The sequence below is a fragment of the Enterobacter sp. B79-1 genome, assembly GCF_057444735.1.
The window spans coordinates 584,070-610,161 of record NZ_JBYAZJ010000001.1 but is presented as its reverse complement, the minus strand read 5'-3'; the positions used below and the strand labels follow the sequence as shown (position 1 = coordinate 610,161).

At 58.2% G+C, this 26,092-nt stretch carries 24 protein-coding genes; 17 read left to right on the top strand and 7 right to left on the bottom strand.

Features of this window, described 5'->3' with window-relative positions:
• The first annotated feature begins 98 nt into the window (after positions 1 to 98).
• The gene (locus AC2T6E_RS02885; protein WP_486690489.1) at positions 99 to 1,598 is read left to right on the top strand and encodes an aldehyde dehydrogenase family protein; all 1,500 of its coding nucleotides are present in this window, start codon (positions 99 to 101) and stop codon (positions 1,596 to 1,598) included.
• 88 nt (positions 1,599 to 1,686) lie between these two features.
• On the opposite strand, the gene AC2T6E_RS02880 is transcribed toward AC2T6E_RS02885, so the two are convergent.
• The 4 genes from AC2T6E_RS02880 to paaZ form a co-directional block, all read right to left on the bottom strand.
• Positions 1,687 to 2,793 (bottom strand): GGDEF domain-containing protein, encoded by a 1,107-nt coding sequence (locus AC2T6E_RS02880; protein WP_214594055.1) that lies wholly within the window; start codon positions 2,791 to 2,793, stop codon positions 1,687 to 1,689.
• A 72-nt stretch (positions 2,794 to 2,865) separates the two neighbouring features.
• The gene (locus tag AC2T6E_RS02875) at positions 2,866 to 4,839 is read right to left on the bottom strand and encodes an alkyl/aryl-sulfatase (protein WP_010430717.1); all 1,974 of its coding nucleotides are present in this window, start codon (positions 4,837 to 4,839) and stop codon (positions 2,866 to 2,868) included.
• 168 nt (positions 4,840 to 5,007) lie between these two features.
• Positions 5,008 to 7,284, bottom strand: coding sequence for a primary-amine oxidase (gene tynA / locus AC2T6E_RS02870; protein WP_486690486.1), 2,277 nt, complete (start codon positions 7,282 to 7,284; stop codon positions 5,008 to 5,010).
• 203 nt (positions 7,285 to 7,487) lie between these two features.
• Positions 7,488 to 9,527, bottom strand: a complete 2,040-nt coding sequence (paaZ, locus tag AC2T6E_RS02865) for a phenylacetic acid degradation bifunctional protein PaaZ (protein ID WP_486690484.1) — start codon at positions 9,525 to 9,527, stop codon at positions 7,488 to 7,490.
• A 285-nt stretch (positions 9,528 to 9,812) separates the two neighbouring features.
• Between paaZ and paaA the strand changes: the two genes are divergently transcribed.
• The 15 genes from paaA to AC2T6E_RS02790 all read left to right on the top strand — a co-directional run bounded on the left by paaA (position 9,813) and on the right by AC2T6E_RS02790 (position 22,377).
• Positions 9,813 to 10,742: a 1,2-phenylacetyl-CoA epoxidase subunit PaaA gene (gene paaA / locus AC2T6E_RS02860; RefSeq protein ID WP_262350748.1), complete on the top strand. Its 930-nt coding sequence runs from the start codon at positions 9,813 to 9,815 to the stop codon at positions 10,740 to 10,742.
• Positions 10,743 to 10,754: 12 nt separating this feature from the next.
• Positions 10,755 to 11,042 carry a 1,2-phenylacetyl-CoA epoxidase subunit PaaB gene (gene paaB, locus AC2T6E_RS02855; protein ID WP_003857353.1) on the top strand — a complete coding sequence of 96 codons (288 nt, stop codon included), beginning with the start codon at positions 10,755 to 10,757 and terminating at the stop codon, positions 11,040 to 11,042.
• 8 nt (positions 11,043 to 11,050) lie between these two features.
• Positions 11,051 to 11,797, top strand: a complete 747-nt coding sequence (gene paaC, locus AC2T6E_RS02850) for a 1,2-phenylacetyl-CoA epoxidase subunit PaaC (protein ID WP_148399384.1) — start codon at positions 11,051 to 11,053, stop codon at positions 11,795 to 11,797.
• Between the two features lie 11 nt (positions 11,798 to 11,808).
• Complete coding sequence (gene paaD, locus AC2T6E_RS02845; RefSeq protein ID WP_148399383.1) at positions 11,809 to 12,306, top strand: 1,2-phenylacetyl-CoA epoxidase subunit PaaD; 498 nt, start codon at positions 11,809 to 11,811, stop codon at positions 12,304 to 12,306.
• A gap of 7 nt (positions 12,307 to 12,313) precedes the next feature.
• Positions 12,314 to 13,384: a 1,2-phenylacetyl-CoA epoxidase subunit PaaE gene (gene paaE / locus AC2T6E_RS02840; RefSeq protein WP_486690481.1), complete on the top strand. Its 1,071-nt coding sequence runs from the start codon at positions 12,314 to 12,316 to the stop codon at positions 13,382 to 13,384.
• Positions 13,381 to 14,148, top strand: coding sequence for a 2,3-dehydroadipyl-CoA hydratase PaaF (gene paaF / locus AC2T6E_RS02835; protein ID WP_486690480.1), 768 nt, complete (start codon positions 13,381 to 13,383; stop codon positions 14,146 to 14,148). The genes paaE and paaF overlap by 4 nt, the downstream gene beginning before the upstream one ends.
• Positions 14,148 to 14,936, top strand: a complete 789-nt coding sequence (paaG, locus tag AC2T6E_RS02830) for a 2-(1,2-epoxy-1,2-dihydrophenyl)acetyl-CoA isomerase PaaG (protein WP_212474052.1) — start codon at positions 14,148 to 14,150, stop codon at positions 14,934 to 14,936. Before paaF ends, paaG begins: the two co-directional genes overlap by 1 nt.
• A gap of 1 nt (position 14,937) precedes the next feature.
• A complete protein-coding gene (gene paaH / locus AC2T6E_RS02825) occupies positions 14,938 to 16,362 on the top strand; it encodes a 3-hydroxyacyl-CoA dehydrogenase PaaH (RefSeq protein ID WP_486690478.1) in 1,425 nt (474 codons plus the stop codon).
• On the top strand, positions 16,352 to 16,780 hold the full coding sequence (gene paaI / locus AC2T6E_RS02820) for a hydroxyphenylacetyl-CoA thioesterase PaaI (RefSeq protein ID WP_237847797.1): 429 nt from the start codon (positions 16,352 to 16,354) through the stop codon (positions 16,778 to 16,780). Before paaH ends, paaI begins: the two co-directional genes overlap by 11 nt.
• Entirely contained in the window at positions 16,773 to 17,978 is a 1,206-nt protein-coding gene (gene pcaF / locus AC2T6E_RS02815; RefSeq protein ID WP_214605019.1) for a 3-oxoadipyl-CoA thiolase, read from the top strand. The genes paaI and pcaF overlap by 8 nt, the downstream gene beginning before the upstream one ends.
• A 27-nt stretch (positions 17,979 to 18,005) precedes the next feature.
• Complete coding sequence (gene paaK, locus AC2T6E_RS02810; RefSeq protein WP_089598793.1) at positions 18,006 to 19,322, top strand: phenylacetate--CoA ligase PaaK; 1,317 nt, start codon at positions 18,006 to 18,008, stop codon at positions 19,320 to 19,322.
• Positions 19,323 to 19,455: 133 nt separating this feature from the next.
• Positions 19,456 to 20,391, top strand: a complete 936-nt coding sequence (gene paaX, locus AC2T6E_RS02805; protein ID WP_029485064.1) for a phenylacetic acid degradation operon negative regulatory protein PaaX — start codon at positions 19,456 to 19,458, stop codon at positions 20,389 to 20,391.
• A gap of 9 nt (positions 20,392 to 20,400) precedes the next feature.
• Positions 20,401 to 20,997 carry a phenylacetic acid degradation protein PaaY gene (paaY, locus tag AC2T6E_RS02800; RefSeq protein ID WP_262182019.1) on the top strand — a complete coding sequence of 199 codons (597 nt, stop codon included), beginning with the start codon at positions 20,401 to 20,403 and terminating at the stop codon, positions 20,995 to 20,997.
• A 101-nt stretch (positions 20,998 to 21,098) separates the two neighbouring features.
• On the top strand, positions 21,099 to 21,842 hold the full coding sequence (locus tag AC2T6E_RS02795) for an SDR family oxidoreductase (RefSeq protein WP_454539679.1): 744 nt from the start codon (positions 21,099 to 21,101) through the stop codon (positions 21,840 to 21,842).
• 52 nt (positions 21,843 to 21,894) lie between these two features.
• Positions 21,895 to 22,377 carry a glutathione peroxidase gene (locus tag AC2T6E_RS02790; protein WP_486690473.1) on the top strand — a complete coding sequence of 161 codons (483 nt, stop codon included), beginning with the start codon at positions 21,895 to 21,897 and terminating at the stop codon, positions 22,375 to 22,377.
• Positions 22,378 to 22,578: 201 nt separating this feature from the next.
• Here the strand turns inward: AC2T6E_RS02790 and AC2T6E_RS02785 are convergent, their stop codons facing one another.
• The 3 genes from AC2T6E_RS02785 to AC2T6E_RS02775 form a co-directional block, all read right to left on the bottom strand.
• A complete protein-coding gene (locus tag AC2T6E_RS02785; protein WP_148399374.1) occupies positions 22,579 to 23,517 on the bottom strand; it encodes an omptin family outer membrane protease in 939 nt (312 codons plus the stop codon).
• Positions 23,518 to 23,745: 228 nt separating this feature from the next.
• On the bottom strand, positions 23,746 to 24,183 hold the full coding sequence (locus AC2T6E_RS02780) for a VOC family protein (RefSeq protein ID WP_265185804.1): 438 nt from the start codon (positions 24,181 to 24,183) through the stop codon (positions 23,746 to 23,748).
• Between the two features lie 64 nt (positions 24,184 to 24,247).
• Positions 24,248 to 25,405, bottom strand: coding sequence for an MFS transporter (locus AC2T6E_RS02775; protein WP_316382783.1), 1,158 nt, complete (start codon positions 25,403 to 25,405; stop codon positions 24,248 to 24,250).
• Positions 25,406 to 25,538: 133 nt separating this feature from the next.
• Here AC2T6E_RS02775 and AC2T6E_RS02770 point away from each other — a divergent pair, with 133 nt between their 5' ends.
• Entirely contained in the window at positions 25,539 to 26,075 is a 537-nt protein-coding gene (locus AC2T6E_RS02770) for a MarR family winged helix-turn-helix transcriptional regulator (protein WP_316382785.1), read from the top strand.
• Positions 26,076 to 26,092: the final 17 nt, after the last annotated feature.

Sequence of the window (26,092 nt, the reverse complement as noted above, 5' to 3'; positions counted from 1 at the left end):
ACAGGTGGCAAAGCGAATGTCACACAGACAAAAGCGGGAATGCGAAACGCCTCGTAGACTGCATTAACACCCTACGAAGAATAACGAAGGAGTACCCTATGTCTGAATCACAGGTAGCCGTCCTGCCCGAGGTCCAGCGTTTTATGGATCGCCACCACGGCTTGTGGATTGAAGGGCGTCAGGTTGCGTCCGATAGCGAAAAGCGCCTGAACGTCTACAACCCGGCGACGGGAGAGGTGATTGCCTCAACCGCGGATGCCAGCGTTGATGATGTGGATCGTGCGGTGATGTCCGGCTGGCGGGCCTTTGTCGCCCGCAGCTGGGCAGGAAAACTTCCGGCAGAGCGTGAACGCATCTTGCTGCGTTTTGCCGATCTGGTCGAACAGCACAGCGAGGAGCTGGCGCAGCTGGAAACGCTGGAGCAGGGGAAGTCGATCAACATTTCCCGCGCCTTCGAAGTGGGCTGTACCCTGAACTGGATGCGCTATACCGCCGGGCTGGCCACCAAGATTGCAGGGAAAACCCTCGATCTCTCCATTCCATTGCCTCAGGGCGCGCGCTATCAGGCGTGGACGCGCAAAGAGCCGGTTGGCGTCGTGGCCGGGATTGTGCCGTGGAACTTCCCGCTGATGATTGGCATGTGGAAAGTGATGCCTGCGCTGGCGGCGGGCTGTTCCATCGTGATTAAACCTTCAGAGACCACGCCGCTCACCTTGCTGCGCGTTGCGGAGTTAGCGAGTGAGGCGGGGATTCCGGATGGCGTGTTCAACGTGGTGACCGGGAGCGGCGCGGTATGTGGCGCCGCGTTAACCTCGCATCCGCATATTGCGAAAGTGAGTTTCACCGGCTCGACCGCGACGGGAAAACAGATTGCGCGCGCGGCGGCGGATACGTTGACGGGCGTGACCCTGGAGCTGGGCGGCAAAAACCCGGCAATCGTGTTGAAAGATGCGGACCCGGCGTGGGTGATCGAAGGCCTGATGACCGGTAGCTTCCTGAATCAGGGGCAGGTCTGCGCGGCAAGCTCGCGTATCTACATTGAAGCGCCGCTGTTCGACACGCTGGTGAGCGGGTTTGAGCAAGCGGTGAAATCCCTGAGCGTCGGCCCGGGCATGTCGCCTGAGGCATTTATTAACCCGCTGGTGTCGCGTGCGCACTGCGACAAGGTGCAGACCTTCCTGGATGAGGCGACAGCACGCAACGCAGAGCTGATCACCGGCAACCGCGGCCCGGATGACAAAGGGTATTACGTATCGCCGACGCTGGTGGTGAACCCGGATGCCGCGCTGCGGCTGACCCGTGAAGAGGTGTTTGGCCCGGTAGTCAACCTGGTACGCGTATCCGATGCAGAAGAGGCGCTCCAACTGGCAAACGACACCGAATATGGCCTGACGGCCAGCGTCTGGACGCAGAACATCAGCAAAGCGCTGGAATACACTGACAGGCTGCAGGCAGGCACCGTGTGGGTGAACAGCCATACGCTGATCGACGCCAACCTGCCGTTCGGCGGCATGAAGCAGTCCGGTACCGGACGTGACTTCGGCCCGGACTGGCTGGACGGCTGGTGTGAAACCAAGTCGGTGTGCGTGCGCTATTAAAAAACAAGCCGGGTGGCGGCTACGCCTTACCCGGCCTACGGTGCGAGTCGTTGTAGGCCGGGTAAGCGCAGCGCCACCCGGCTTCTATTTAAAGCGACCACCGATCCCGCCCGGCCTCTTTTGCCCGGTACAGCGCGGCATCGGCACGAGCGATGATCTCGGTGCCGGCCAGCCCCTCCGCCATGCTCGCAATCCCCATGCTTACGGTTACATGGTCGCTGACCGTAGAGGCGCCGTGCGGTATGGCTTCCGTACACAGGCCGTCCTGAATACGCAGGGCAACCTTTTCCGCGATGTTTGCCGGGCAGTTAAACAGGATCACCACAAACTCCTCGCCACCATAGCGTGACACCACATCGTCAGGGGTTCGCACCGATTTCTTAAGCACCTCAGCCACGCGTGTGAGGCATTCGTCACCCGCCTGGTGGCCATAGGTATCGTTGTAGAGCTTGAAGTAATCGATATCCAGCATAATCACCGAGAAGGTTTTTTTCTGTTCTACCGCGTTTTCCAGCACCACTTCCATTTTCCGGCGATTAGCAGTTTTGGTTAATGGATCCTGATGCGCCAGCGCATCCAGTCTGGAGATCAGCAGCTGGTTTTGCTGGTTACGTCGCCAGGCTTCGTCAAACCAGCTCAACAGGATGAAACGCCCGCAGATCAGGATCAGCGTAAAGACGCTCCAGATAATAATGAAGTGAAGGTTGAGGCCATCGTTTCGTACCCAGCTTGCTATCGGCAGGGTGATCCAGAGCGGCAGCACAAAGGCGAGCAACCCTTTAGGGTAAAAATAGAGCGCCGTTAAGCCGGAGAGTAATAAAATGACGCACAGCGGCCAGACGTGCGGGAGCAGCAGATGGGTGATAAACCAGAAACAGGAGACCGACCAGATGACGCTACAAATAAACAACACCACACTGATACCGGCGATGCGCCGCCAGGCCATGAGGATCAGCGCAGCTGAGAGGAGGGTTATGCCCAGCATGGAGGCATCGACTATTTTCGTCAGCTGCGGTGAGTGGGGATAAAGGGGATCGCCGGCCTTAAGCAGAACGTGTCGCAGCAGAATCATCACCGCGAAGCTGATATTGACGAAGGCCAGCCATGGCAGGTTCATCGCCAGCCCATGCATGACCATGGCATGGCGCGTTGGCCAGGTTGCCCGTTCAAGTGTCGGTTTTTTTCTTTTTTCCATTAACGCTTTTTACCCTTTCTGGCGAACACGTGAAGCAGGAAAGGGCGGACGAGCCGCCCTTTTGCGTGACCGTTACGGTGTCACAATGTTAAACCAGAAATCAAATTTATCCATATATCCAAGCATTGAATCCAGTTTAGCGCCGTCACCGGTGAGTTTCACGTCGCCGCTCTGTTCGGCCTGTTTGAGCGTCACCTCTTTGAGGATAATTTTGTTCAGCGTGTCGCGGTTAAGGGTGAGAGTAGCGTCTGCGTCCTTCGCCTCCGCGTTTGCCGTGTGGTTCAGCACGCCGTTTTCCAGCTCGAGTTTGTATTTCCCGCCATCGCTGCCAAGATCAATGTTAAACACTGATTTGGCGTCACCTGCTTTTTGTCCGTTGATGTGAACGGCAAGGTAGTCAAAGAACATCTCCGGCGTCATCGCCCGCACCGTATCCGGGCTGGCGGTATTCGGCGTTGGACCTTTCACCACACCGTTACGCAATTCCTGTGCACCGGTCAGGTAGAAGTTACGCCACGGGCCGGATTCGGCCTGATAACCGAGCTGTTCCAGCGCATCCGCTTCCAGGTTGCGCGCCGCCTGGTTGTTCGGATCGGCAAAGACCACTTTGCTTACCACCTGCGCCACCCAGCGGTAGTTCCCCTGGTCGAAGTCGGTTTTCGCCTTGCTCAGGATGGCATCCGCGCCGCCCATATACTCCACGAATTTCTTCGCGCCTTCTTCTGGCGGCAGTTCATCCAGCGTCGCCGGGTTGCCGTCAAACCAGCCCAGATACAGCACATAGGTGGCTTTTACGTCATGGCTCACCGAACCGTAATAGCCGCGGTTAGCCCAGGTATGCGCCAGTGAATCCGGGAGCTTGAAGTTAGCGGCGATCTCGTCGCGCGTCAGCCCTTCATTCGCCATACGCAGCGTCTGGTCGTTGATGTAACGATAGAGGTCACGCTGGCTTTTCAGCAGCTTAACCACGTTTTCATTACCCCAGGTCGGCCAGTGGTGCTGCGCCATGATGATTTCGGCTTTGTCACCCCAGCGTACAATCGCCTGGTTGATGTATTTCGACCACGGCAGCGGCTCGCGGATTTTGGCCCCGCGCAGCGAGTAGGTGTTGTGCAGGGTGTGGGTCACGTCCTCAGCGGATTCAATCAGTTTTTTCTCTTCGATATACCAGAGCATTTCGGATGGCGCTTCGGAGCCCGGCGCGAGCATAAAATCGTATGTCAGGCCGTCGATGACCTCTTTCTGCCCATCTTTTTCGATGATGTTGGTCGGGGCTATCAGCGTCACCGTCCCGGCGGAGGTCGTTGTCCCAAGACCGGCACCCACCTGACCTTTGGCATCAGGCTTCAGCAGGTTGCCATACATGTAGCTGGCGCGGCGGCTCATGACGTTACCCGCCATGATGTTCTCGGCAACGGCCGCTTCCATAAACCCGGCAGGCGCGTAGATTTTCACCTTGCCGGACTTCACGTCGGCTTCATCCACCACGCCGCGCACGCCGCCATAGTGGTCAACGTGGCTGTGGGTATAAATAATGGCGACGACCGGTTTTTTGCCGCGATTTTTAAAATAGAGATCCATCCCGACCTTCGCTGTTTCTGCCGACACCAGCGGGTCAACCACGGTAATACCTTCTTTCCCTTCAATGATGGTCATATTCGACAGGTCAAGATTTCGGATCTGATATACGCCATCGGTCACTTCAAACAGGCCGCTAATATTAATCAGCTGAGATTGACGCCATAAGCTGGGATTAACGGAGTCCGGTGCTTTATCGCCTTCTTTAATAAACGAATATTGCTGTGGATCCCAGATAACATTGCCTTGTTCCCCTTTGATAATGTCCTGAGGAAGAGGCGCAATAAAGCCTTTATGGGCGTCCGTGAAATCGGTGTTGTCGGAGAAAGGAAGCTGATTAAACAGGGCGTTATTGGCTTGTTGCGTGGCGGCCGTGGCATCTTTCGGGGCTTCTGCGGCATACGCGGAACTGACGGAAATAAAAAGTCCAGCCAGAGCAAGACTCCTGACGATCAAATTGAATTTCATCCTAAAACCTCTCAATGATGTATTACGTCACTTGTGGAAAGTTCGCGTCCTGGCAGAAAGTGATTCAAAAAATGAATTGAAAAAAATGAGGTAGAAATAACTATAATCGGGGAGAGGTATTCAGCAAGTAAATAGATGAGAAACCGGGCGTTGCGCCCGGTACGTTATTTATTTCTTTTCATCTTTCTTCTTTCCGAGCGTTGGCGTCTCGTCGAAGAAGTTCCACGGTTTAAGCAGGGTATGCACCCATTCCGTCGGCATGATCGGCCACTCCTCCGCGCGCGCCACGTGGGTGGTGCCGGTGGTCATCCAGACCACGTCATCCTGGTCGTTGAGCGACTCGTTATCTTTGCTGTACTGCCCCAGCCCCGTATCGTGGATGGAGCGGTTCGGGAATTTGCCTTCCGGGTACAGTTCATCCGGATGGTAGCGCGTCACCCACAGCTGTTTGTCCATAAAGCTCAGGCGATGGTAGATCCACTCGTCCGGGGCAAATTTCGCACCGGTTGCCACCGGGTGCGTACCGCCCGCGTAAGGGATAATCTGATACGAAACCGGGTTGCCCATGCGATTCTCTTTACTTGTGTTGCTCAGCAGCCGAATGGTGCCCGGGTCGAACTTCTGCGCCGCCTGCTGTTCGGTGTCAATGTCGTACTGATTCACCTGCATGGTGCTGGTGCGCGGGCCACCGGCGGTATTCGGCTTCACTTCCGGGTCCATCGCCACCAGCTTGTTGTTGATGCCGTCCACGTCCATATCCAGGCGGAAGTTGTAGATGTGCTGGTGCGTGGTGCCGACGATGTTATGGTCGATCAGCGTGCCGTATTTTGTGTCGTCTTTGGCGGTGGCATCATGCATGGTTTTCGCCTGAACGCCTTTCACCGCTTCGATACCCGTCGCGCCGGCATCAATGCCGATGGTGCCATTTTCATGGAACACCCAGTCGAAGATGTAATCGTAGTTGCCCACGGTACTTACCCAGCGCACCACCAGTTCGCGGCGTTCGGTGCTGACGTTCGGTTGGCCCATCTCCTGATGCTTATATTCCGGCCCCGCGTAGCGTTCGAAAATCGCAATCGCGCGCGGGATCTCCATCGGCGCGCCGGTATAATCCGGGATGGTTTCATTGAGCATCACGGCGTTGGACGGCACGTCTTTACCGCGCACCAGCGGTGAGGTCAGGGTGCCCATACCGTAGTCGCCGGAGTCGAGATAGGCTTTAAAGTACCAGCCCACGTCCGGATCGCCGTAAGGGACGATCATGCCGCCGAGCGAACCCTGATACATCACCTGGCGCTTTTTACCGTTGTCGTTATACGTAACGGTTGAAATCATCGGGCCCACGCGGGAGTCCAGGCTCAGGTGGAAATCCCAGTTCTGCCAGTGCACCATATCGCCGGTGATGGTGTAGTTCTTGCCTTCCGGCTCGACGATCTCCAGGGGTTTTTTCACCGTTTCAACCCGGTCGCGGCCGTCATACGGGCGCGGGGTGAGCGGAACCGGGATGACCGGGCCTTCTTCGATCTTCTGAATTTTCTTCTGCTCAAGATCGACAACCGCGACCAGGTTCTCAATCGGGTGCGCCCAGTAGTTGCCGTCGCCCACGTCCAGATAGCTCACCACCTTCAGCAGGCGATCTTCCTGCTTCAGACCGTCCTTGCCGTCGAAATAGCCGACGGTCAGCGGGGTGGTAATCACTTTCTTCGTATCGGTGATACCGCGCTTTTTCAGCACTTCGGCAAACTCGGTGCTCTCGTTGATGATCTGCTGTACCGTGGCGAAGTCATCCAGCAGAACCATGCCGTGCGCGTCTTTTACCGGTTCCCAGCGCAGAATTTTTTTATCCTTCAGGCCCACCACGCTTTCGATAACGTGCTTGCCATCGAGCATGACGATCTTCGCCTGGCGAGGGGCATCGACTGCCGTGCCGTTGAGCACAAAGTCCCACACTTTGGCTTTCTCCGGCTCTGCAAGGGCGATCTGGGTAAAGCGGGTATTGGGTTTAAAATCCGCCGAGGTTTTCACAATCTCAACGGCTTGCTTAATTTCGTCCGCCGTTAACGCGTTTAACGGGTGAGGGCGTTTTTCAACCTGGAAGGTCTGATCGAGGCCAGACTGGAAAACATCGTTGATGAAGGTCTCAGAGATAAAGGCTTTTTTGCCTTTCATCACTATCGGTACCTCAAGCTTGAGGCTTTTACCGTTGACGATGGCGGTTTTTGCGCCCGGTTTGACCTTCACAAAGGCACCGTCTTTCGCAATGGTGAACATCTGTGCGTAATCATCCCACTGAACGTCCGCGCCAAAATCCTGCAGCGTTTTGTCCATTGGGACCATATGCGCCTCGCTGCCGTGGGCGAAAACAGGGGATTGCCAGGCGCAACACAGCGCAACGGCCATGGCCAGCGCCGTTCTACGGGCAGAAAAAGAAGAATTGCTTCCCATCGTAGACCTCATCTTGTTGTGTTTATTGTGTTGTGACAGCCTTATCCTGACAGGCCCATGAGAAAAGCGTTTGCCTGCATCTGCCAGGTTATTTGTTGGTCTTGCCAGGTTAAAAAAAGAGCGGGGCGGTGTCACACCCCGCTGGTCATCGTAGGCCGGGTAAGCATCGCGCCACCCGGAGGAAAGGCGGTGAAGGGAAGGTGTCAGAAATCGCCCTGCTGGCGCGCCACCAGCGTCAGGATGGAGTAGAGCGCCACGGCCTGCTGGTGCTGGTTGAAAATCTCAACCGCCCATTCCACCACGCCGGTCGGTTTTTCCTCTACGGTGCGCTGTTTCTTCAACGTTTTACGCTTGCAGGTCAGACGCACCTGAATGGTGTCGCCCGGCTTAACCGGCTCGATAAAGCGCAGGTTCTCCATGCCGTAGTTGGCAATGACTGGCCCGACACCCGCATCAACAAACAGTCCTGCAGCAGCGGAGATCAGGAAGTAGCCGTGCACCACGCGCTCGCCGAAGATCGACTCTGCCGCACCGATCTTATCCATATGGGCGTAGAAGTGGTCGCCGCTCAGGCAGGCAAAGTTCACAATGTCTGCTTCCGTGAGGGTGCGGCGCGGCGTCAGCAGGCTGTCGCCCGGCTGTAGCTCCTCAAAGTATTTGCGGAAAGGATGCACGCGATCTTCCTGCACCGCTGCGCCACGCACCCACTGTTTGCCAATGGCGGCCAGCATCGACGGGCTACCCTGAATCGCGGTGCGCTGCAGGTAATGCTTCACCGCGAGCAGGCCGCCCAGCTCTTCGCCGCCGCCCGCGCGGCCCGGGCCGCCGTGCACCAGCTGAGGCAGCGGGGAGCCGTGGCCGGTGGACTCTTTTGATGACTCCTCGTTAAGGATTTGAATGCGCCCGTGGGCGCGCGCCGCACCGGCAATAAACTGGCGGGCAATCGCCGAATCGGCGGTGACCAGCGTACCGGCCAGGCTGCCGCCGCCCGCGCGGGCAAGCTGTATCGCGTGGCGTGCGTTGCGATACGGCATCAGCGTCGCAACCGGGCCGAAGGCTTCGGTAGAGTGAACAGCCGGAGTTTCATCCGGCTGCGGGCAGAACAGCAGGGTCGGCGGGAAGAACGCGCCCGGGGCCTGCAAATCCGCTTTGCCACCCAGACGGATCTGGCAGCCTGCGGCGATCAGTTGCTCCACTTTCTCCTGCACGTCCGCACGCTGTTCGGCATTGACCAGCGCGCCCATCTTCACCCCTTCCTGCGCCGGGTCGCCCACCACCACCTTTTCCAGGCGGGCAATCAGCGCCTGGCTCACGGCGTCAATCTGGTTTTGCGGGACGATAATCCGGCGGATAGCGGTACATTTCTGCCCGGCCTTGGCGGTCATCTCGCGCACCACTTCCCGGATGAACAGGGCAAATTCCGGCTGTTCCGGCGTAACGTCTTCCCCGAGCACGCAGCAGTTCAGAGAGTCCGCCTCCATGGTGAAGGGAATGGAATTCGCCACAATATTCGGGTGCACGCGCAGGTTTTGCCCGGTGCTGGCGGAGCCGGTAAAGGTCACCACGTCCTGGCTGTCGAGCTGGTTCAGCAGGTCACCCGCGCCGCCGCAGATCAGGCTGATGGCGCCGTCCGGCACCAGTCCGCTTTCCACGATGGATTTCACCATCGCCTGCGTTACCTGTGCGGTAGCGGTAGCGGGTTTGATAATGGCGGGCATCCCGGCAAGCCAGGTCGGCGCCAGCTTTTCCAGCATCCCCCAGCAGGGGAAGTTAAAAGCGTTGATGTGCACCGCCACGCCGGATTTCGAGGTGAGGACGTGGCGCGCCGCAAAGCCGCCTTCTTTCGACAGCGGGATTAACTCATCTTCCGGCCACAGCGTGTCGTCCGGCAGCTCGCGGCTGCCCAGGCTGGCGTAAGTGAAGAGGGTGCCGATGCCGCCTTCAATATCCACCCAGCTGTCCGCCTTCGTCGCGCCCGTCTGGGCTGACAGGGCATAGAACGTCTCTTTCTCGCCAAGCAGGTGCTTTGCCACCGCCTTCAGCATGGCAGCCCGTTCGATAAAGGTCATCTCGTGAAGCGCTTCACCGCCGCGCTCAATCGCATAGCGACGGGCGGCCGCCATGTCCAGCCCTTCGCTGGTCACGCTCCAAAGCGCTTCGCCACTGATGGCGTGATGAATAGTGCGTTCGCGGCCCCGGCCAGACTGCCAGGTACCGGACACGAAGCTGGCTAACTGCTGCATCGCTTATCTCCAAATGTTTCGTAATTTCACTATTAATAGTTTGATCGTGAATCATAAAAATCAAGCTGTGTTTTTAATGAATTGTTAACGTTGTGATCTGGCTGGACGAATTGCATCGCGCAAAGGCGCTTGGTGCGCGGCTTAGAGTAAAAGCCTTGCGAGCAACATCACAAAACCAGGAAACAATTCTTGGGGTTATATTTAACCTTTGTGTAACTTTTAAAAAACAAAGTGATTCAACAATACGCTTTAATTTGCAAACTAACGAATCATAAAGGTGACGACGTGACGCAAGAACAACGGTTTGAGCAGCGCATAGCGCAGGAGACGGCGATTGAGCCTCAGGACTGGATGCCTGACGCCTACCGTAAGACGTTGATCCGTCAGATTGGTCAGCATGCGCACTCCGAAATTGTCGGCATGCTGCCGGAAGGGAACTGGATCGCCCGCGCGCCGACGCTGCGCCGAAAAGCGATCCTGCTGGCGAAAGTGCAGGACGAAGCCGGGCACGGGCTCTACCTCTACAGCGCGGCGGAAACGCTGGGCTGCGCGCGGGAAGACATCTACCAGAAGATGCTCGACGGCAGGATGAAATACTCCTCCATCTTCAACTATCCAACCCTGAGCTGGGCCGACATCGGCGTGATCGGCTGGCTGGTAGATGGTGCCGCCATCGTCAACCAGGTGGCCCTGTGCCGCACTTCCTACGGTCCGTATGCCCGGGCGATGGTGAAAATCTGTAAAGAAGAGAGCTTCCACCAGCGTCAGGGCTTTGAAGCCTGCATGGCGCTGGCGCAGGGCAGCGAGGCCCAGCGCCAGATGCTGCAGGACGCCATCAACCGCTTCTGGTGGCCGGCGCTGATGATGTTCGGGCCGAACGACGACAACTCGCCGAACAGCGCCCGTAGCCTGGCGTGGAAAATCAAACGCTTCGGCAATGACGAACTTCGCCAGCGCTTTGTCGATAACACGGTGCCGCAGGTGGAGATGCTGGGCATGACGGTGCCGGATCCCGACCTGCGTTTGGATGAAGAGAGCGGCAACTACCGCTTCGGCGAGATCGACTGGCAGGAGTTTGAAGAGGTCATTAACGGGCGCGGCATCTGCAATCACGAACGCCTGACCGCGAAACGAAAAGCCTGGGAAGACGGGGCGTGGGTGCGCGAAGCCGCACTGGCGCACGCGGAAAAACAGCGCGCCCGTCAGGCCGCATAAGAGGAAATAACCATGAGCAATGTCTACTGGCCGCTGTACGAAGTGTTCGTACGCAGCAAACAAGGGTTGTCCCACCGTCACGTGGGCAGTCTGCATGCCGCCGACGATCGCATGGCGCTGGAAAATGCGCGCGATGCCTACACCCGCCGCAGCGAAGGATGTTCTATCTGGGTGGTTAAGGCGAGCGAGATTGTCGCCTCCCAGCCGGAAGAGAGCGGTGAGTTCTTCGACCCGGCGGAAAGCAAGGTCTATCGACATCCGACGTTCTACACCATCCCTGACGGCATCGAGCATATGTGAGGCAAAGAATGAATTCAGTGACTGCCTATGCCCTGCGTCTGGGCGACAACGGTCTGGTGCTTTCCCAGCGCCTCGGCGCCTGGTGCGGCCACGCGCCGGAGCTGGAAATTGACCTCGCGCTCGCCAATATCGGTCTCGACCTGCTGGGCCAGGCGCGCAATTTCCTGACCTATGCCGCGGAGCGGGAAGGCCAGGGCGATGAAGACACCCTGGCGTTTGGTCGCGACGAACGTCAGTTCCGCAACGTCCTGCTGGTGGAGCAGCCGAACGGCAATTTCGCCGACACGATTGCCCGGCAGTACCTGATGGATGCCTGGAACGTGGCGCTGTACGAACGGTTAACCCAAAGCAGCGACGGACAGCTTGCCGCCATTGCCGCCAAAGCGATTAAAGAGGCGCGTTACCATCTGCGCTTCAGCCGCGGCTGGCTGGTGCGGCTGGGCGACGGGACCGAAACCTCCGCGCAAAAAATGCAGCAGGCCATCGACAGCCTGTGGCGTTTTACGGCGGAGCTGTTTGAGGCGGATGACGTTGAGCTGGAATTGATTGACGCCGGCGTGGCGGTTGACCCGCGCCTCCTGCGTCAACCGTGGGAAAGCGAAGTGTTTGCCGGTCTGAATGAAGCCTGCCTGCAGGTGCCCGAAGAGGTGGCGTACCGCACCGGGGGCAAGCAGGGGCTGCACACCGAACATCTGGGCCCGATGCTGGCGGAAATGCAGTATCTCCAGCGCGCGTACCCCGGCCAGCAGTGGTAAAGGAGAACGCTATGCAACGCCTCGTCGACATCGCGCCTGCGCAAATTCCTGAGATCTGGTCGCTGTTAAGCCAGATCCCGGACCCGGAAGTGCCGGTGTTAACCATCACCGATTTAGGCATGGTGCGCAGCGTGAAGGCGCAGGGTGAAGGCTGGGTTATCGGCTTCACGCCTACCTACTCGGGCTGTCCGGCCACGGAACACCTGCTGGGGGCGATCCGCGACGCGATGACCAAGCGCGGCTTTACCCCGGTGCATATTGTGCTCCAGCTTGACCCCGCCTGGACTACCGACTGGATGACCGCCGACGCGCGCGAGCGCCTGCGGGGGTACGGCATCAGCCCGCCCGTGGGGCATAGCTGTCACGTGCACGCACCTTTGGAGGTGAGCTGCCCGCGCTGCGCCAGCACCGACACCTCGCTTATCAGTGAATTTGGTTCGACGGCCTGCAAAGCGCTCTACCGCTGCAACACCTGCCGCGAGCCCTTCGACTATTTCAAATGTATTTGAGGCTGCCATGACAACGTTTCATTCATTAACAGTGGCAAAAGTGGAACCCGAAACCCGCGATGCGGTGACCATCACGTTCGCGGTGCCGCAGGCGCTGCAGGACGCCTACCGCTTCCGTCCCGGCCAGCACCTGACGTTAAAAACGAAGCTTGACGGGGACGAGCTGCGCCGCTGCTACTCCATCTGCCGGAGTACCGCGCCGGGCGAGATCAGCGTGGCGGTCAAAGCCATCGACGGTGGGCGTTTTTCCCGCTATGCCCGGGATGAGATCAAAGCGGGTATGGCGCTGGAGGTGATGGTTCCTCAGGGGCAGTTTGGCTACCAGCCGCGGGCCGAACGCGAAGGCCACTACCTGGCCATTGCGGCAGGCTCCGGGATCACCCCGATGCTGGCGATTATCTCTGCGACGCTGGCGACCGAACCCAACAGCCAGTTCACCCTGATCTACGGCAACCGCAGCAGCCAAAGCATGATGTTCCGCCAGTCGCTGGCGGATCTGAAGGACAAATACACGCAGCGACTTCAGCTCGTCTCCATCTTCAGCCAGGAGCGGCTGGACAGCGATCTGCTCTACGGCCGCATCGACGGGGAAAAGCTGCAGGCGCTGGCGAAAACCCTGATCAACTTCCGCCAGTACGACGAGGCGTTTATCTGCGGCCCGTCGGCGATGATGGACGACGCCGAAGCCGCGCTGAAGGCGCTGGGGATGCCGGACAAAGCGATTCACCTGGAGCGCTTTAACACGCCGGGAACCACCGCTAAACGCGCGGTGCACGTGCAGGCGGAAGGGCAGAAAGTGACCGTACGCCAGGACGGGCGCGACCATGAAATCACTCTGACGGCGGACGATGAAAGCATTCTTGACGCCGCCCTGCGTCAGGGGGCGGATCTTCCGTATGCCTGCAAGGGGGGCGTGTGCGCCACCTGTAAATGCAAAGTGCTGCGCGGGAAGGTGGACATGGCGACCAACTACAGCCTGGAGCCGGACGAGCTGGCCGCCGGGTATGTGCTGAGCTGCCAGTCGCTGCCGTTAACCGCCGACGTGATTGTCGACTTCGACGCGAAGGGGATGGCATGAGCGAACTGATTGTTACCCGTCATGGCCGCGTGCTGCAGCTGACGCTCAACCGTCCGGCGGCGCGCAACGCCCTCAACAACGCGCTGTTGACGCAGCTTGCTGAGCAGCTTGAGGCTGCCGCCGTGGATGCCGACATCACCGTCTGCGTGATTTACGGCAGCGAGCGCTGTTTTGCCGCCGGGGCCGATCTCAACGAAATGGCGGAGAAAGACCTGCCTGCCACCCTGAACGATATCCGTCCGCAGCTGTGGGCGCGAATCAACGCTTTTCCTAAACCGCTGATTGCCGCCGTGAACGGCTTCGCGCTGGGCGCAGGCTGCGAGCTGGCGCTGCAGTGCGACGTGATCATTGCGGGCGATAACGCCCGTTTCGGTCTGCCGGAAATCACGCTGGGCATTATGCCCGGCGCGGGCGGCACCCAGCGTCTGATTCGCTGCGTCGGGAAATCCCTTGCCAGCAAAATGGTGCTGACGGGCGAGAGTATTACCGCAGAGCAGGCGCTGAGCGCCGGGCTGGTCAGCGACGTTTTCCCGGCAGCGCTGACGCTGGAGTATGCCCTGAAGCAGGCGGCGCTGATGGCGCGCCACTCTCCGCTGGCGCTGCAGGCGGCGAAACAGGCGCTTCGCCAGTCTCAGGAGGTACCGCTCCAGGCCGGGCTCGCGCAGGAGCGCCAGCTGTTTACGCTGCTTTCTGCCACCGAAGACCGCAGGGAAGGCATCGACGCCTTCTTACAAAAACGCACCCCCGACTTTAAAGGACGCTAATTGTGGAATGTATTCTCAGTCATGTTGAGCAGGGCGTAATGACCATTACGCTGAACCGTCCGGAGCGTCTGAACAGCTTTAACGACGTGATGCACCAGCAGCTTGCCGAGTGCCTGAAACAGGCCGAGCGTGATGACACCATCCGCTGCCTGCTGATCACCGGAGCGGGACGCGGCTTTTGTGCCGGTCAGGATCTGAACGACCGCAACGTCGACCCCAACGGCCCGGCGCCGGATCTGGGCATGTCCGTTGAGACCTTTTACAACCCGCTGGTGCGCCGCCTGGCAAAGCTGCCGAAACCGGTCATTTGTGCGGTTAACGGTGTGGCGGCCGGTGCGGGCGCCACGCTGGCGTTGGGGTGTGACATGGTCATTGCCGCCCGTTCCGCCAACTTCGTGATGGCCTTCAGCAAGCTCGGGCTGGTACCGGACTGCGGCGGCACCTGGCTGCTGCCGCGCGTGGCCGGACGCGCACGCGCCATGGGGCTGGCGCTGCTCGGCGACAAACTCAGCGCCGAACAGGCGCAGGCGTGGGGGATGATCTGGCAGGTGGTGGATGACGAACAGCTCTCCACCACGGCGCAGCAGATGGCGCTGCATTTTGCCTCTCAACCGACCTTCGGGCTGGGGCTGATCAAGCAGGCGATCAATGCCGCAGAAACCAACACCCTCGACGCCCAGCTCGATCTGGAGCGCGACTATCAGCGCCTGGCCGGGCGCAGCGACGATTACCGCGAGGGCGTCAGCGCCTTCCTGGCGAAGCGCGCGCCAAACTTTACGGGGAAATAAGATGCTGAACATACGGACTGTCGCCGTGATTGGCAGCGGCACGATGGGCGCAGGCATTGCCGAAGTGGCGGCAAGCCACGGTCATCAGGTTCTGATTTACGACATTTCTGCCGACGCCATTTCCCGTGCGATTGACGGCATTCGTCAACGCCTCGCGTCCCGGGTAACGCGCGGAAAGCTTTCTGCGGACGCGAGCGGACAGATCCTCGCCCGACTGATTCCGGTGACGGATATCGATGCGCTGGCATCGGCAGATTTGGTTATTGAGGCGGCCTCCGAACGCCTTGACGTCAAAAAAACGCTGTTTGCGAAACTGGCGGAAGTCTGCCCGCCGCAGACGCTGTTGACCAGTAACACCTCCTCTATCTCCGTCACGGCGATTGCGGCGGACATCCACCATCCGGAGCGCGTCGCAGGGCTGCATTTCTTTAACCCGGCACCGGTGATGAAGCTGGTGGAGGTGGTCAGCGGGCTGGCGACCTCTCCGGAAGTGGCCGACGCGCTGTGCGAGCTGGCGCTGAACTGGGGCAAACAGCCCGTTCGCTGCCAGTCAACGCCGGGGTTCATCGTCAACCGTGTCGCGCGTCCGTTCTATTCCGAAGCCTGGCGCGCGCTGGAAGAGCAGGTCGCCCCACCGGAGGTGATTGATGCCGCCCTGCGCGAAGGCGGCGGTTTCCCGATGGGGCCGCTGGAGCTGACCGACATGATTGGTCAGGACGTGAACTTTGCGGTGACCTGCTCGGTATTTAACGCCTTCTGGCAGGAGCGTCGTTTTCTGCCTTCGCTGGTCCAGCAGGAGCTGGTGCTGGCAGGGCGGCTGGGCAAAAAGAGCGGGAAGGGCGTCTACAACTGGCAGGGTGATAAACCCGAGGTGCGGTGGGTGGCAGCCGTGAACGACAGCTACAGCCCGATGCGCGTTGAAAAAAGACGTGACGGTGTCACCGAAATTGATGATGTGTATCTGATTGAAACGCAGGGGGAAACCGCTCAGGCGCTGGCGCTGCGGCTCAACGGCCCGGTGGTGGTGGTCGACCGCATTGAACGCGATGTGGCGGTGATTGCCGCGGCGGCAAGCAACCCGCATACCGCGACGCAAAAAGCCATCCGCTACCTGCAACAGCAGGGTAACCGGGTGGTGCAAATTGCCGATTATCCCGGCCTGCTGGTCTGGCGGACGCTGGCAATGATTGCCAACGAAGCGCTGGATGCCCTGCAAAAAGGGGTCGCCAGCGAGAAGGACATCGATACCGCCATGCGCCTGGGCGTGAACTACCCGAGCGGGCCGATCGCCTGGGGCGAGCGTCTGGGCTGGCAGCGCCTGCTGACGCTGCTGGAGAACCTGCAGCGCCATTACGGTGAAGAGCGCTATCGCCCCTGTTCACTGCTGCGCCAGCGCGCGCTTCTGGAGAGTAGCTATGAGTCTTAACGCCTGGCATAACGCCCGCGCGATGTACGAACGGGACGCCTGCGCGCAGGCGATGGGGATGGACATTGTCGAGATGGACGAGGGCTACGCGGTAGTGACCATGACCATCACTCCGCAGATGCTTAACGGCCACAACACCTGCCACGGTGGGCAGCTTTTTTCGCTGGCAGACACCGCCTTTGCCTACGCCTGCAACAGCCAGGGGCTGGCGGCGGTCGCCTCCGGCTGCTCGATTGATTTTCTGCGTCCGGGCTTTGCCGGGGACACGCTCACCGCCACCGCGCGGGTGATGCATCAGGGCAAGCTGACCGGCGTGTATGACATTGAAATCCAGAACCAACAACAGAAAACCGTCGCCCTTTTTCGCGGAAAATCTCACCGCATCGGCGGCAGCGTGACAGGAGAGGCAGATGCGTGACGCATTTATTTGTGATGGCGTTCGAACCCCTGTGGGGCGCTACGGCGGCTCGCTTTCTGCGGTAAGAACCGACGATCTCGGCGCCGTGCCGCTGCGCGCGCTGCTGGCCCGCTATCCGCAGCTCGACCTCGAGCGGATTGACGATGTGATTTTCGGCTGCGCCAACCAGGCAGGGGAAGATAACCGCAACGTCGCGCGCATGTCGTCCCTGCTCGCCGGACTGCCGCAGACGGTGTCCGGAACCACCCTTAACCGCCTGTGCGGGTCGGGGCTGGACGCGATTGGTTTTGCGGCGCGCGCCATTAAGGCGGGCGATGGCGACCTGCTGATCGCGGGCGGCGTGGAGTCGATGTCCCGCGCGCCGTTTGTGATGGGCAAAGCCACCGCCGCGTTTCAGCGTCAGGCGGAGATCTTTGATACCACCATCGGCTGGCGATTTGTGAATCCGCTCATGCATCAGCAATTCGGAACTGACAGTATGCCGGAAACGGCAGAGAATGTAGCTGAATTGTTAAATATCAGCCGTGCCGATCAGGACGCGTTCGCGCTGCGCAGCCAGCAGCGTACCGCACAGGCGCAGCAGAACGGCATTCTGGCGCAGGAGATTGTGCCGGTGCGGGTGCCGGGCAAAAAAGGGGCGGTCACCGAGTTTAACGTGGATGAACACCCGCGCGCGGACACCACGCTCGAGCAGCTTGCCGGTCTGAAAACGCCGTTCCGTAAGAACGGGGTGGTTACGGCGGGAAATGCCTCCGGCGTCAACGACGGCGCGGCGGCGCTGATTGTCTCCAGCGAGAAGATGGCGCTGGCGCAGGGGTTAGTCCCGCGTACGCGGATCGTGGCGATGGCAACGGCGGGCGTGGAGCCACGTCTGATGGGGCTCGGCCCGGTACCCGCCACCCGCAGGGTGCTGGAGCGCGCCGGACTCAGTATTAACGATATGGACGTGATTGAGCTTAACGAAGCGTTCGCCTCGCAGGCGCTGGGCGTGCTGCGTCAGCTGGGCCTGCCGGATGATGCCGCGCACGTCAACCCGAACGGTGGCGCGATTGCGCTGGGCCACCCGCTGGGCATGAGCGGGGCCAGACTGGCGCTGGCCGCGAGCAATGAACTGCACCGACGCGGCGGGCGCTACGCGCTGTGTACGATGTGCATCGGTGTGGGTCAGGGCATTGCCATGATCCTTGAGCGTGTTTGAGCATAAAAACAATGTGAGTACCCTACAATGACAAATACAACAAAGCTTGATCCGATTGAAACGGCCTCCCTTGACGAGTTACAGGCGCTGCAGACCGCGCGTCTGAAATGGACGCTGCATCACGCCTACAACAACGTGCCGATGTACAAACGCAAGTTTGACGCCGCGGGCGTTCACCCTGACGATTTCAACGAGCTGGCGGATATCCGCAAATTCCCGTGCACCACCAAGCAGGACCTGCGGGATAACTATCCGTTCGATACCTTTGCCGTGCCGATGGAGCAGGTGGTGCGCATTCATGCATCATCCGGCACCACCGGCAAACCGACCGTTGTCGGCTACACGCAGGGCGATATCGACAACTGGGCCAATCTGGTGGCCCGCTCCCTGCGCGCGGCGGGCGGCAGCGCGAAGGACAAAATACACGTGGCGTATGGCTATGGCCTGTTTACCGGTGGGCTGGGGGCGCACTACGGTGCCGAGCGTTTAGGGGCGACGGTGATCCCGATGTCCGGCGGCCAGACGGAGAAACAGGCGCAGCTGATCCGTGATTTCCAGCCGGACATGATCATGGTGACGCCGTCCTACTGCCTCAACCTGATTGAGGAGCTGGAGCGCCAGATGGGCGGCGATGCCAGCGGCTGTTCCCTGCGCGTGGGCGTCTTCGGCGCCGAGCCGTGGACGCAGGCCATGCGGCGCGAAATTGAAAAACGCTTAGGCATTACGGCGCTGGATATCTATGGCCTCTCCGAGGTGATGGGGCCGGGTGTGGCGATGGAGTGTATCGAAACCGTCGACGGCCCGACCATCTGGGAAGACCACTTCTACCCGGAGATCGTCAACCCGAACGACGGCACGCCGCTGGATGACGGTCAGCAGGGCGAGCTGCTGTTCACCACCCTGACCAAAGAGGCGCTGCCGGTGATCCGCTACCGCACCCGCGACCTGACTCGCCTGCTCCCGGCAACCGCGCGCAGCATGCGTCGTATGGACCGGATCAGCGGTCGCAGTGACGATATGCTGATCATCCGCGGCGTCAACGTCTTCCCGTCGCAGCTGGAAGAGGAGATCGTGAAGTTCGAACACCTTTCTCCGCACTACCAGCTGGAGGTGAACCGCCGCGGGCATCTTGATTCACTTTCGGTGAAGGTCGAGCTAAAAGAGAGCAGCTTAATCCTGACGCACGAGCAGCGTTGCCAGGTGTGCCACCAGCTGCGCCACCGCATTAAGTCGATGGTGGGGATTTCCACCGACGTGACGATCGTGAACTGCGGCAGCATCCCGCGCTCGGAGGGGAAAGCCTGCCGGGTGTTTGATTTGCGTAAAGTTGCGGCCAACGGTTGAATCTCCCTCACCCCAGCCCTCTCCCAAAGGGAGAGGGTGTAAAAAGTTCCCTCTCCCTTTGGGAGAGGGTTAGGGTGAGGGTCGATCCCAGATTCGTATGCTATGATTCATCCAGGACAAAAATTACAACAGAATGAATCACATGAATAAACTCGACGCCTTTATCCAGCACGCGGTTAGCTCCGTTCCCGTCAGCGGGACCTCGCTTATCTCTTCGTTATACGGTGACGCGCTTTCCCATCGCGGCGGTGAGATTTGGCTCGGCAGCCTTGCCGCCCTGCTGGAAGGCATGGGGTTTGGCGAGCGCTTCGTGCGCACCGCGCTGTTTCGCCTCAATAAAGAGGGCTGGCTGGACGTTTCCCGCATCGGGCGTCGCAGCTTTTACCGCCTGAGCGATAAAGGGCTGCGTCTGACGCGTCGCGCGGAGAATAAGATCTACCGCGCGGAACTGCCCGCCTGGGACGGCAAATGGTTATTGCTGCTCTCAGAAGGGCTGGATAAAACCACCCTTGCCGACGTCAAAAAACAGCTGATCTGGCAGGGGTTTGGCACGCTGGCACCGAGCCTGATGGCCTCGCCGTCACAGCATCTGGCCGACGTACAATCGCTACTGCATGATGCCGGCGTGGCGGAAAACGTGATTTTCTTTGAAGCCCACTCGCCGCTGGCGCTTTCGCGCGCGGCGCTGCGTTCGCGAGTGGAAGAGTGCTGGCAGCTCACTGAGCAAAACGCAATGTACGAGACGTTCATCGATTCATTCCGCCCGCTGCTGCCGCTGCTGAAAGAGGCAGCGCCGGAGGAGCTGACGCCGGAACGCTGCTTCCAGATCCAACTGCTGCTGATTCACTTTTATCGTCGTGTGGTGCTGAAAGACCCGCTGTTGCCGGAAGAGTTACTGCCCGCGCACTGGGCGGGTCAAAGCGCCCGACAGCTTTGCATCAATATCTACCAGCGCGTCGCGCCGGGGGCGCTGGCGTTTGTCAGCGAAAAAGGCGAAACCTCGGTTGGGGAATTGCCCGTGCCCGGCACGCTTTACTATCAACGTTTTGGTGGTCTGAATACTGCGTAAGGAGAGGGTATGCCTGTTTATCAAATTGATGGTCTGACGCCGGTCGTGCCGGACGAGAGCTACGTTCACCCAACGGCGGTACTGATTGGCGACGTGATTCTGGGCAAAGGCGTTTATGTTGGCCCTAACGCCAGCCTGCGCGGCGATTTTGGCCGCATCGTAGTGAAAGACGGGGCGAACATTCAGGATAACTGCGTGATGCACGGCTTCCCGGAGCAGGACACGGTGGTGGAAGAGGACGGGCATATCGGCCACAGCGCCATTCTGCACGGCTGCATTATCCGCCGCAATGCGCTAGTGGGCATGAACGCGGTGGTGATGGACGGCGCGGTCATCGGTGAAAACAGCATCGTCGGCGCGGCGGCGTTCGTGAAGGCGAAAGCGGAGATGCCCGCCAACCATTTGATTATCGGCAGCCCGGCCAAAGCGATTCGCGAACTCAGCGAGCAGGAGCTGGCATGGAAGCAGCAGGGCACGCGGGAGTATCAGGTGCTGGTGGAGCGCTGCAAGTTGACCATGCATCAGGTAGAGCCGCTGCGCGAGGAAGAGCCTGACCGGAAACGGCTGGCGTTTGATGAGAATTTAAGGCCGAAGTCGGCGGTGTAGAACGGGAAGTTCTTACCACAGCACTAACGGGAAGATGTTACCCGCCTCATCGTGCTATTAATCCTCCGATACAGACTCATCACGACAAAGGACGTAGAGTTATGCTGAGAGGTAAACGCGCTGTTATCACGGGTGGTGGCGGAGGATTTGGTCAGGCGCTGTGCGTCTGGCTGGCACGAGAGGGCGTAGAAGTGGATTTTAGCGCCCGTCGGGCGGTGGATATTCAAAAAACCTGCAGCCTCATCGCAGCTGAAGGTGGTGAGGCGAAAGGGTATCTCTGTGATTTAGCCCTGCCGGAATCCATTTCTGAGTTTTCTTCGCAGGTTTTAGATTCAGACAGGCCAATCGATATTTTAATTCTGAATGCTGCTCAGTGGTTGTCCGGGACAATAGACCAACAATCGAGCATTGAAATCGTCAATACCGTCAGTTCAGGCCTGACAGGTTCAATCCTGCTCACCCAGGCAATACTTCCGGGTTTAAGACGTTCAGAGAGTGCAGACATCATTGCGGTTATATCTGCGTGCGGTATTCCGAACTTTACAGATTCGATTGCCCATCCCGCTTTTTTTGCCAGCAAACATGGAATGAGCGGCTTTATCACCAAACTGTCAAAAGAATTGTCCCTCGAAAATATAAGGGTAACCGGCATGTATCCACCCGATTTTGAACTTACCGGGTTAGATGCGCTTGTCGACGATCGATCACGAATGGGGGAGCGCTTAATGAATGGACAATCGGTCTGGGAAACGATGCGTTTTGTGCTGACTCAGCCACGTAGCTGCCATATTGGTACCGTCTACTTTCAGGGACCCACTCGCGAAGATCTGGAATGTCAGTCCTGAACCTCTTATTTTTGTATCCACCTTTTGATTTAGCAGAACAGGGACCACAGAGATGACGCGCTTTTACCAACTTACAGCGACCAGCCTTGATGCCCGACCGATCTTAATGGCCGACTATGCGGGTAAGGTGGTTCTGGTCGTTAATACCGCCAGCCAGTGCGGCTTCACGCCTCAGTACGCCAGGCTTGAAGCGCTATACAAGAAATACGCCGATCGAGGGTTAGTGGTGCTTGGCTTCCCCTGCAACCAGTTCGGTAAACAGGAACCCGGCGGCGCCGACGAAATTGCGAAAACCTGTTACATCAACTACGGCGTGAGTTTCCAGATGTTCGAGAAAGTCGAGGTTAACGGTAGCGCAGCTCACCCGCTGTTTCGTTATCTGAAAAACGAATTGCCCGGCGTGCTGGGTGGGCGGATCAAGTGGAACTTTACTAAGTTTTTGATAGGACGCGACGGTAAACCACTCAAACGTTTTGCACCGATGACAAAGCCCGAGAAAATGGAAGCAGCAATTCTGGCTGCCCTGGAAAGCTAAGAATCTTCGTTTTTAGCAGCCTGATGGATTTTAAGGGGGCTCAGACTGCTGACACCGTGCGATTTGTGAGTTTCACCCGGTGCGGAATGTAGGCCGGGTAAGCGCAGCGCCACCCGGCAAAAAGACGGTTAAAATGTTGATGGCGGGGTTTGTCATCAATCTCAGGCCCCGTGAGGGGCCTGGTCTGCTTAAACGTCTGGATTAGAAGCGATATTGCAGACCCGCTGTAATGGTATAGTTGTGGTTAGAAATACCCGCAGCGTCCCCGCCAATAGAACCGGATTCGCCAGTATTGGTATCAATAATCTGCGTACCGCCTTTACCTTCTTCGTAACTGCTATAGGTAAATTCAGCAAAAACTTTGGCGTGCGGAGTCACATAATATCCGGCATCAACGGATGCGCCATAATAACGGGAATCCGTTGTCTTCTCGCGGAAGGTTAAATCGCGCATGTAGTGCTCGTCGTTATCATGCGCGCGGACCCAGTCACTGAATTTAAACAGGGCATTAAATTCAAAGTCATTAAAGCGGTACTGTCCTGCAAGGCCAATATACGGCATAGAGAAGCGCTGGCTATAACCAATCCCGCGTTCGCCTGCCGGGAAATTACCCTGATAAGCACCATTGTCGTAATTGTAAGACCCCCCGGTCGCCGTCCAGCTGAAGCGGGTTTCCTGATAACCTGCGGTGACGCCTGCTTTATAGTTATCGCCCTGGAAGATCCAGCCTTTTACGTTGAGATCGTATTCATTGGCATAGTTAACGTTCGTCGAAGGATGGCTTGAATGATCTGTCCAGGAGGATTGTTTTGCATTCATCCAGTCATAGTCGTCCATATGACCTGAGCCTGATGCCAGAGAGGTCCAGCCGCGGGCGTTCAGCGTCAAAAATGAGTATGCATCCCAGGAAATATCGCCTTTCAGAATAGCGACATTTTTTATTTTCCAGTCCAGCTGGCTAATTTTTCTTCCGGTGACTTCGTCATAAACCATTTCGTGAGATTTTCCGCTCAACATCCCGGCAGAGGCTGAAACCGTTAAACTTTCCGGTGAAAAATTCGGTGTGACTTGTGCGGTGCCTGCATATACTGCCCCTGAAAACGCGGCCATCATCATTCCCGCAACAATATTTCTTGTCATTTTTATTTCCCTAAAACAAATTAATCAATGAGTTGCAGGGAAATATTAAAACTCATACAAATAAGAATCAACTGCCAGTTTTGGTAATTTTTTATAATTTGACGTAAGGAGTGATATTTAACTTTGGGCCGCCTGAAGGAGGCGGCCGCTAATATTTAAATCATTACTTGCTCGGTGCAAAATAGCATTAAGTTGATTCACTGTAACCGGCGGCACAATAAATTCCGTTTACCCACGCAGCCACGGCGTGATCGTTAGTCCTGTCAGCAGGCCCTCCGGGCTGAGCAGGCGAGTAACGGTCTGTCCCCATGGTTCGATGCGGTTAGTCACCAGCAACCGATAGCCTTTTTCACTCAGAATGCGGGTAGCCGAATCCAGGTCCTGCACCTCGTATTCAATCCATCCCTGCGGTATCGGGTATTCAGAGGGCCACTGCGCTTCGCCAAAACAGGAGGTTGCCGCCTGTGCAAGCGGCCAGACGGCAAAATGCTTCGCGCCTGGCAACTGGCTCTCTTCAGTGAGCAGATAGTCGGCATTTCCTTCCATCGGCTTCAGCGGCAAACCGAGCGTCTGGACATAAAACGCGATGCTGGCGTCGTTGCTTTCTGAAACAGGCCCGAAGCCGGCGATAAATAAGACCTCAATTCCCGGTAACGTCTGCGGCATATCCACTCCTTAATGGGTTGAAACTCCAGAATTTATAGTATTGCTCTCAAAACGGGTACCGCATTCACCGCACCTGCGCTTTCACGACGGGTTTAAACTTCAGCGCGATGACGATCAGCAGGATAACACCCGCACTCATGACCAGCCATGCGCTGGTCAGTGAAACTGCGCTGTCGCGAACGATCCCCGCAATTAACGGCATTAGCGCGGCAATCATATATCCACCTCCCTGAACGTTAGACAATAGCTTCCCGGCCTGCGCGGGCGTGCGCGCATGATCGAACGTGACGATGAGCGACAGCGGGAAGAGGGCGCCGATCCCAGTGCCAAGCAGCAACGTGGATAACACCGGCGTTGTACCCGGCGCAAAGACCAGACACAGTAATCCTGCCAGCAGCAGTAACAGGACCGTAATCAGCGGCACGCGACGGTCGGGGAATTTACCGATCAGCGCGGAGACGGCAAACCCAGCGACAACCTCGGTTAACGTCAGCCAGGCCAGCATGTAGCCGCTGCTGCGTGCGGACCATCCCGCCTGAATATAGAGAGGAGGCAGCCAGGCCAATACCAGCGTATAGGCTCCTGTTCCCACGCCGAAAAAGAGCAACAGTAGTCCCGTGCGAGAGGACGAGAGCGGAACGGTTTCGTGTGCTGTTTTTTCCCCTTGTGGGTGCTTAACCAGAGTCAACCACAGTATCAGCGCCAGCAGCGCCAACAGCCCGGCTATGGCCAGCGCGGGTTTTAGCGTGAGCCATGAAAACAACGGCTCGGCGCTGGCGGCGGCGACTGCCGCACCGGCCATAATGCCCGTGCTGAATAGCGACATTACCGTGCTGGCCGTTTGCGTATATTCCTTTTTAATCAGGGCAGGCATTAACGCCTGGATCGTGCCTATGCTGGCCCCGCCCAGTAACGCGGAGCCCATAAGACTCGCTGGTGAGGCGCTAAAACCGCGCAATAAACAGGCCGCAAGCAGGATGAGGAGCCCGAACATAATTCCCCGCACGGCACCGACTCTGACTAAAAGCCAGGGCCCACATAAAGCGGCCAGCCCCATCATCGCGACAGGCAGGGTAGTCAGCAGGCTGAATTGCGTAGCAGTTAGCCCCGCTTCGCGCTGAAGTACGGAAAACAACGGTCCGACAGAAGCCAGAATAGGGCGCAGGTTCAGCCCGACGATAAAAGCGATAATGGCGAAGAGTAATGGCGACGTGCGTTTCAACAGGGAATCCTTTTCAGTTGTGAATGGCTCGGGCAAATTGCCGCGAGCATTTATCTTAACGTTAAGATAAAATATGTTTTTGCGTAAGATGTACCGCACAACAGGATAAATACCCACGCCATCAGGGGTGAAAATGAAAGATCATGTAGACTTCGTTGTCGACCAGTGGAGCCGTGCCATGCCGGAGCTGGACGCCTCGTCGATGAAAATTTTTGGCCGAATGCTCAGGCTAATGAAGCATCTGGGTAAAGAACGGGCGCAGGCCATGTCCCCGTTTGGTTTTCGCGAGGGCGAGTTTGACGTGCTCGCCACGCTGCGTCGCGCCGGTGAGCCGTACTGCCTTTCGCCCACGCAGCTGTATAAATCGCTGTTGATCACGTCAGGGGCGATGACGAACCGGCTCAGCCATCTCGAACAGCAAGGGCTTATCAGACGTATTGCCGATCTGGACGATAAGCGCAGCACCCTCGTAAGCCTGACACCGCACGGGCAAGAGCTTATCGAGGAGGCGCTGATCGTGCATACACAAACGCAAAATGCGCTGCTGAGCAGCTTATCTGACGCGCAGCGCGCGCAGCTTGAGTCCCTGCTCAGGGAGCTGCTGCTGACGTTTCCGCCCGAGGGTCTGGGTGACAAGTCACAGAGTGCCGATAATACAAAAACTGCATAGCCAAATCTCACAGAAAG